This is a genomic window from Pseudomonas sp. SDO55104_S430 (assembly GCF_054070595.1).
Map to the genome: position 1 here is coordinate 21,382 of NZ_JBSVXG010000070.1, position 7,029 is coordinate 28,410.

7 protein-coding genes are annotated in these 7,029 nt (G+C 62.4%); all 7 read left to right on the forward strand.

Annotated features, from left to right (window positions below):
* Positions 1–344 precede the first annotated feature (344 nt).
* The 7 genes from ACW9JE_RS14670 (at position 345) to ACW9JE_RS14700 (ending at position 6,731) form a co-directional block, all read left to right on the forward strand.
* Positions 345–1,325: a quinone oxidoreductase family protein gene (locus ACW9JE_RS14670; RefSeq protein ID WP_175378695.1), complete on the forward strand. Its 981-nt coding sequence runs from the start codon at positions 345–347 to the stop codon at positions 1,323–1,325.
* A gap of 15 nt (positions 1,326–1,340) precedes the next feature.
* Positions 1,341–2,189 (forward strand): TauD/TfdA dioxygenase family protein, encoded by an 849-nt coding sequence (locus tag ACW9JE_RS14675; RefSeq protein ID WP_457433138.1) that lies wholly within the window; start codon positions 1,341–1,343, stop codon positions 2,187–2,189.
* Positions 2,190–2,276: 87 nt separating this feature from the next.
* Positions 2,277–3,329, forward strand: a complete 1,053-nt coding sequence (locus ACW9JE_RS14680) for a 3-keto-5-aminohexanoate cleavage protein (protein WP_457433139.1) — start codon at positions 2,277–2,279, stop codon at positions 3,327–3,329.
* Between the two features lie 93 nt (positions 3,330–3,422).
* Positions 3,423–4,742 carry an MFS transporter gene (locus ACW9JE_RS14685; RefSeq protein ID WP_457433140.1) on the forward strand — a complete coding sequence of 440 codons (1,320 nt, stop codon included), beginning with the start codon at positions 3,423–3,425 and terminating at the stop codon, positions 4,740–4,742.
* Positions 4,739–5,401, forward strand: a complete 663-nt coding sequence (locus ACW9JE_RS14690) for a DsbA family oxidoreductase (protein WP_457433141.1) — start codon at positions 4,739–4,741, stop codon at positions 5,399–5,401. The genes ACW9JE_RS14685 and ACW9JE_RS14690 overlap by 4 nt, the downstream gene beginning before the upstream one ends.
* Positions 5,398–5,724, forward strand: a complete 327-nt coding sequence (locus ACW9JE_RS14695; RefSeq protein WP_457433142.1) for a Rieske (2Fe-2S) protein — start codon at positions 5,398–5,400, stop codon at positions 5,722–5,724. The genes ACW9JE_RS14690 and ACW9JE_RS14695 overlap by 4 nt, the downstream gene beginning before the upstream one ends.
* A complete protein-coding gene (locus tag ACW9JE_RS14700; protein WP_224533783.1) occupies positions 5,721–6,731 on the forward strand; it encodes a YeiH family protein in 1,011 nt (336 codons plus the stop codon). Before ACW9JE_RS14695 ends, ACW9JE_RS14700 begins: the two co-directional genes overlap by 4 nt.
* Positions 6,732–7,029 lie beyond the last annotated feature (298 nt).

Here is a 7,029-nt window from a genome sequence, read left to right on the forward strand (position 1 = left end):
CTGTCTCCCCGAACAGAAGCGTAGACACAAAGCTTGCGCAGCGCTAACCGCGTTGAAAGCCGATGAAAATCAGCATATTCGACATTGATGTTGGCCGAACCGACGCCTTCGCGGGCAAGCCACGCTCCCACAGGTTTTTTGTGTCGTTCGCGGGTTGTGTGATCAGTGCAGGATCTTGTGGGAGCGGGCTTGCCCGCGAAGAGGCCAGCCCATGAAAACGCCCGCTGTCATGAAATGAAAAGCCATTGTCGTCTGATGAGAAGCGACCCAAGGGGCGGAGTCCTACAGTCCAATCAGCGCAATTCGACGCACCCGACAATAATGCTGACTGGGGAAACAACAAAATGGCCAAAGCCGTACGCTTTTACGAAACCGGTGGTCCCGAAGTACTTCGTTATGAAGATGTCGAAGTCGGCGAACCCGGTCCGGGCCAGGTTCGTCTTCGTCACGTAGCCGTTGGCCTGAACTATGCCGACACCTACTTTCGTAACGGTACCTACCCGATCCCGATGCCCAACGGCATGGGTGTCGAAGCGTCCGGCGTGGTCCAGGCCATCGGCGAGGGCGTGACCAACGTTCAAGTGGGCGACCGTGTCACCTACACCGGTTTCCTCAACACCCTGGGCGCCTACAGCACCGAGCGCCTGATCCCGGCCGCGCCGCTGATCAAGCTGCCGGAAACCATCAGCTTCGAGACCGCCGCGGCCATGACCATGCGCGGCCTGACGTCCTCGTACCTGATGCGCCGCATCTACGACTTCAAGGCCGGCGACAGCATCCTGCTGCACGCCGCGGCCGGCGGTGTCGGCCTGATCGTTTCGCAATGGGCCAAGCTGCTCGGCCTGAACGTCATCGGCACCGTTTCCAGCGATGCCAAGGGCGAAATCGCCAAGGCCCACGGTTGCGACCACTACATCAACTACAGCCACGAAGACGTCGCCCAGCGCGTACGCGAACTGACTGACGGCGTCGGCGTGAACGTGGTGTTCGACAGCGTCGGCAAGAACACCTTCATGGGTTCGCTGGACTCGCTCAAGCGCCGCGGCCTGCTGGTTTGCGTCGGCACCGCATCCGGCCCGATCCCGGCGTTCGACCCGGTGATGCTGGCGATGAAAGGCTCGCTGTACATGACCCGCCCGGCACTGGCCGACTACATCGCCGACCCTGCGGAAAAAGCCGCCCTGGCCGGCGAGCTGTTCGATCACGTCGGCAGCGGCCGGATCAAGATCGAGATCAACCAGCACTACGCCTTGCAGGACGCCGTCCAGGCCCACCGTGACCTGGAATCGCGCAAGACCACCGGCTCCTCGATTTTCGTCATTTAAGGGAGTTTGCCTGCCATGAAAGTCGAACAATTGACCTGCAACATCGGCGCGGAACTGATCGGCGTGAACCTCGCCGACGCGGTCCACGACGATGGTCTTTTCGCCGAGATTCGTGCCCAGTTGCTCAAGCATCGGGTGGTGTTCCTGCGCGATCAGGACATCAGCCGCGCCGACCACGTGGCCTTCGCCCGCCGCTTCGGCGAACTGGAAGACCATCCGGTGGCCGGCAGCGATCCGGATCACCCGGGCCTGGTGCGCATCTACAAGAACCCCGACCAGCCGATGGACCGCTACGAAAACGCCTGGCACACCGACGCCACCTGGCGCGAGGCGCCGCCCATGGGCTGCGTGCTGCGCTGCGTGGAATGCCCGCCGGTGGGCGGCGACACCATGTGGACCAACATGGTCCAGGCGTACGCGAACCTGCCGGAAGACGTGAAGCTGAAGATCGCCGACCTGCGCGCCCGTCACAGCATCGAAGCCAGCTTTGGCGCGGCCATGCCGATCGAGAAGCGTCTGGCACTCAAGGCGATGTACCCCGACGCCGAGCACCCGGTGGTGCGCACGCATCCGGAAACCGGTGAAAAAGTGCTGTTCGTCAACGCCTTCACCACCCATTTCAGCAACTACCACACCCCTGACCGGGTGCGTTTCGGCCAGGACGCCAACCCGGGCGCAAGCGACTTGCTGCGTTACCTGATCAGCCAGGCCTATATCCCGGAGTACCAGGTGCGCTGGCGCTGGAAACCCAACAGCATCGCCATCTGGGACAACCGCAGCACCCAGCATTACGCCGTCATGGACTACCCGCCGTGTCATCGCAAGATGGAGCGCGCCGGGATCATCGGTGACAAGACCTTCTGATCCGACCTTTCTGCATCCGCACTCGTAACCACGTCTGCCCGGCTCGACCCCGGGTGGACGGGACAATCATAAAAACTGGAGTACACCATGCAATTCTTCGACGATTCCCTGCACCCGGAAACCATGGAAAAAGTGGTCATCACCGTGGCCCCCTACGGCCCCGAGTGGATGCCGCAAGACTTCCCGGAAGACATCCCGCTGACCATGGACGAGCAGGTGCAGAAAGCCGTCGATTGCTACGAGGCGGGCGCCACCGTGCTGCACCTGCACGTGCGTGAACTGGACGGCAAGGGTTCCAAGCGCCTGTCCAAGTTCAACGAACTGATCGCCGGTGTGCGTGAAGCCGTGCCGGACATGATCATCCAGGTCGGCGGTTCGATCTCCTTCGCCCCGGAAAGCGAAGGCGAGGCGGCCAAGTGGCTGTCGGACGATACCCGCCACATGCTGGCGGAGCTCACGCCAAAACCGGATCAGGTGACTGTGGCGATCAACACCACCCAGATGAACATCATGGAGTTGCTGTATCCGGAGTACCTCAAGGGCACTTCCCTGGATAACCCGATGGTCCATGCCGCCTACAGTGAAATGACCGTACCGGCGGGACCTGCCTGGGTGGCCGAGCACCTCAAGCGCCTGATGGACAACAACATCCAGCCGCACTTCCAGTTGACCGGCATGCACGCGCTGGAAACCCTCGAACGCCTGGTTCGCCGTGGCGTGTACATGGGCCCGCTGAACCTGACCTGGATCGGCATCGGCGGCGGTTTCGACGGCCCGAATCCGTTCAACTTCTTCAACTTCATCCACCGCGCGCCGGACGGTTGCACCCTGACCAGCGAATCGCTGCTCAAGAACGTCATGCCGTTCAACACAATGTCCATGGCCATGGGGCTGCACCCGCGTGTGGGTAACGAGGACACTATCATTGATCACAAGGGCGACCGTTTCGGCTCCGTCGACCAGATCAAGCAGACCGTGCGCATCGCCCACGAACTGGGTCGCGAAATCGCCACCGGCAAAGAAGCCCGCGAGATCTATCGCATCGGTGTGAAGTACAACAGCATCGAGGAAACCCTGCTGGCCAACGGCATGGCCCCCAACCGCAAGGCTGGGCAGAAGGGCGTCCCGCAGCGCGGCTGATCGAAAGATTGGAAGCGAGAAGCCGTGACTTCTCGCCCCAATCGCCCAAACAAGCTCGATAACAACAATAAAACTAGGTTTCGAGGAGGCTGAATGGCCTTTCACCCAATCGCTGGTGGCGATGACGACGGTGCCGTCGCTGTTGCGCGTCCGTATGCCTGGATCGTCTTCGCTCTGACGTTCGGTCTGTTGATTTCCGATTACATGTCGCGTCAGGTGCTGAACGCGGTGTTCCCGCTGCTCAAGGGCGAATGGGCCCTGAGCGACGGCCAGCTGGGCCTGCTCAGCGGCATCGTCGCGCTGATGGTCGGGCTGCTGACGTTCCCGCTGTCGTTGCTGGCCGACCGTTTCGGCCGGGTCAAGAGCCTGGCGCTGATGGCCATGCTCTGGAGCGTGGCGACCCTGGGTTGCGCCCTGGCCCAGGACTACCAGCAGATGTTCATCGCCCGCTTCATGGTCGGCGTCGGCGAGGCCGCCTACGGCAGTGTCGGCATCGCCGTGGTGATTTCGGTGTTCCCCAAACACATGCGCGCAACCCTGGCCAGTGCGTTCATGGCCGGCGGCATGTTCGGTTCGGTACTGGGCATGGCCCTGGGCGGCGCGATTGCCGCCAAGCTGGGCTGGCGCTGGTCGTTTGCCGGGATGTCGCTGTTCGGCCTGGTGCTGGCGGCGCTGTACCCGATCATCGTCAAGGAAGCCAGGATCGCGCCCAAGCGCGTGGTGGACTCGGCGACTGCCGCGGTCAAGCGTCCTTTGCGCACCCTGTGGTCGAGCAAGTCGGTGATTGCCACCTATATCGGCAGCGGTCTGCAACTGTTCGTCGGCGGTACGGTGATCGTGTGGATGCCCAGCTACCTCAATCGCTATTACGAGATGACCACGGACAAGGCGGGCGGCGTCGCGGCAATCATCGTGCTGTGCAGCGGTGCGGGGATGATCCTGTGCGGCATCCTCAGCGACCGTCTGTGCCGCAACTCGCCGGAGCGCAAGGTGGCGCTGGCGATCGCCTATTGCCTGGGCAGCTGCCTGTTGTTGTCGGCCGCGTTCGCCTTGCCGGCGGGCCCTGTGCAACTGCTGCTGATCTGCCTGGGCATGCTGATTGCCGCCGGCACCACCGGGCCTGCCGGTGCGATGGTTGCCAACCTGACCCATTACTCGGTCCACGGCACGGCGTTCGCCACGCTGACCCTGGCCAACAACATGCTGGGCCTGGCGCCCGGACCGTTCCTGACCGGCAAGTTGTCCGACCTGATCGGTCTGCACGCGGCCTTCCAGCTGGTGCCGCTGGTCAGTCTCGCGGCCGCGGCGGTGTTCTTCTACGCCAAGTGTCATTACCACAAAGATATTGCCCGTCTTCAGGGTCAGAGCGTGTCTGATCCTGTTGGTGAAGCCGGGCTCGAGGTGAAGTTGTGAGTCGTCGTTTACGTATTGATGTGTTTTTCGATTTCATTTGTCCCTGGTGCCTGATCGGCAAGCGTCAACTGGAACATGCCCAGGTGCAGTTTCGCAGCCGTCACCCGGATGTGCAGATCACCACGATGTGGCATGGCGTGCAGTTGCTGCCGCAGATTCCGGTGCAGGGCGAACCCTTCGTCGAGTTCTATCGCAAGCGTCTGGGCAATGCAGATGCCGTGACCATGCGTCAGGCCCAGGTCCAGCAGGCTGCGGCGGCGGTGGGGTTGAAGATCGACCTTACTAACATTGCGACGATGCCTAACACGGCCGATGCCCATCGGTTGATGGAGCGGATCAGCACCCAGGGCAATGGCGTGCAGCGTGAGGTTTTGCTGGAGCGTCTTTTCGCTGCCTATTTCCAGAAGGGCGAAGACCTGGGCGACCGTGAAACCTTGCTCGACATCGCACGCGCCTGCGGTATCGATCCGCAGGTCGTGACCGACTGCCTGACGGGCGATGCCACGCCCTTCGACGGTTTCCCCGGCGGGACCAGTGGCGTGCCGAGCTTTCAGTTCGATTGCCGCCTGACCGTGGTGGGCGCGCAACCGGCCCAGGCGTTGCTCGGGGCAATGAACGAAGCGCTCAAGGAAGGCGAGCGCGAGCGGCAGACAGCATGACCCGGCGCATTCCCGTACCGGCGGGCAAATTCCCGCCGGCCGGTGGCCGGGCGCTGTTCGAATTCGATGACAAGAGCCTGGCGTTGTTCAACGTCGACGGTGAGCTGTACGTCATCGACGACAGCTGTCCGCATCAGGGCGCCTCGCTGTGTGGCGGGCGCCTTGAGGGCAGGGTGATCCAGTGCTGCGCCCATGGTCTGCGGTTCGACCTGCGCAGTGGCTACATGCTCAATTCCAACCTGGTGAAGGTCAACAACTACCCGGTCGAGATCATCGACGACCAGGCGTTTATCGTCATCGCTTCAGAGGAGTCCGCGCCATGAGCGCCATTGCCCTGACCCGTATCCACAGTCGCACGCGCGAACTGGCACCGGGGTTTATCGTCAGCCTGATCGTGGCCGCCGCCGCCTCGTTTCTGTCCGAGCACTACGGCGCGCCGGTCATGCTGTTTGCCTTGCTGCTGGGCATGGCCTTGAATTTTCTAGCCGATGACGGTGCGTGCAAGGCCGGCGTCGAATTCACCGCGCGCACGGTGCTGCGCATTGGCGTGGCGTTGCTGGGCATGCGCATCACCCTGGAACAGATGGCGGCGCTGGGCTGGAAGCCGATTGCGCTGGTGGTGATTCTGGTGGTGGTGACCATCGGCGTGTCGGTGATCGCGGCCAAGGCCCTGGGCTTCCAGCGCCTGTTCGGCATGCTCACCGGCGGCGCGACGGCCATCTGCGGCGCTTCCGCGGCCCTGGCGCTGGCGGCGGCACTGCCCAATCATCCGCAGAAAGAGCGCGCGACGTTGTTTACTGTGATCGGCGTCTCTGCGCTGTCGACGATGGCGATGATCGTCTACCCGATGATCGCCAACTGGCTGCACCTGTCGCCGCAACTGGCGGGGGTGTTCCTCGGCGCGACCATTCACGATGTGGCCCAGGTGGTGGGTGCGGGTTACAGCATGTCCACCGAGACCGGCGACACGGCCACGGTGGTCAAGCTGATGCGTGTTGCCATGTTGCTGCCGGTGATCGTCACCGCCGCCATGATTACCCGTATGCAGGGCGCTGACCCGACCGGCAAGCGGCCGCCGTTGCTGCCTTGGTTCGCCGTGGGCTTTCTGATATTGGCCTGCATCAACAGCACCGGTTGGGTGGTCCCGGCGGTTCAGAGTGCAGTGAATGAATTGTCGCGTTGGTGCCTGGTGATTTCCATCAGTGCTCTGGGGATGAAGACCCGGCTGAAAGAGCTGGCGTCGGTGGGGATCAAGCCGATTTTGTTGATGGTGGGGGAGACTGTGTTCTTGGTTGTTCTGGTGTTGCTGTTGCTGCATTGGGGGGCCTGACGATAGTGGCAGGGCTGCAGCACGTTGACTCCTGACGTGTTGCGGTCGACGGCCGGTGCCTGAAAACACCGGCTTTTCGCGGCGACTGTACCAGCAGTTGCCGTTTTTTTTTGCCTGGATATCGGACCCGTAGGAGTGAGGCTTGCCCGCGAAGGCGTCGGGTCGCCAACTACTTTATTCCTGATGTACACCGAACCACTGTGGGAGCGGGCTTGCTCGCGAAGACGGCCTCACAGACAACCCAATTCTTCCTGATGTACACCGAACCATTGTGGGAGCGAGCCTGCTCGCGAGCTTT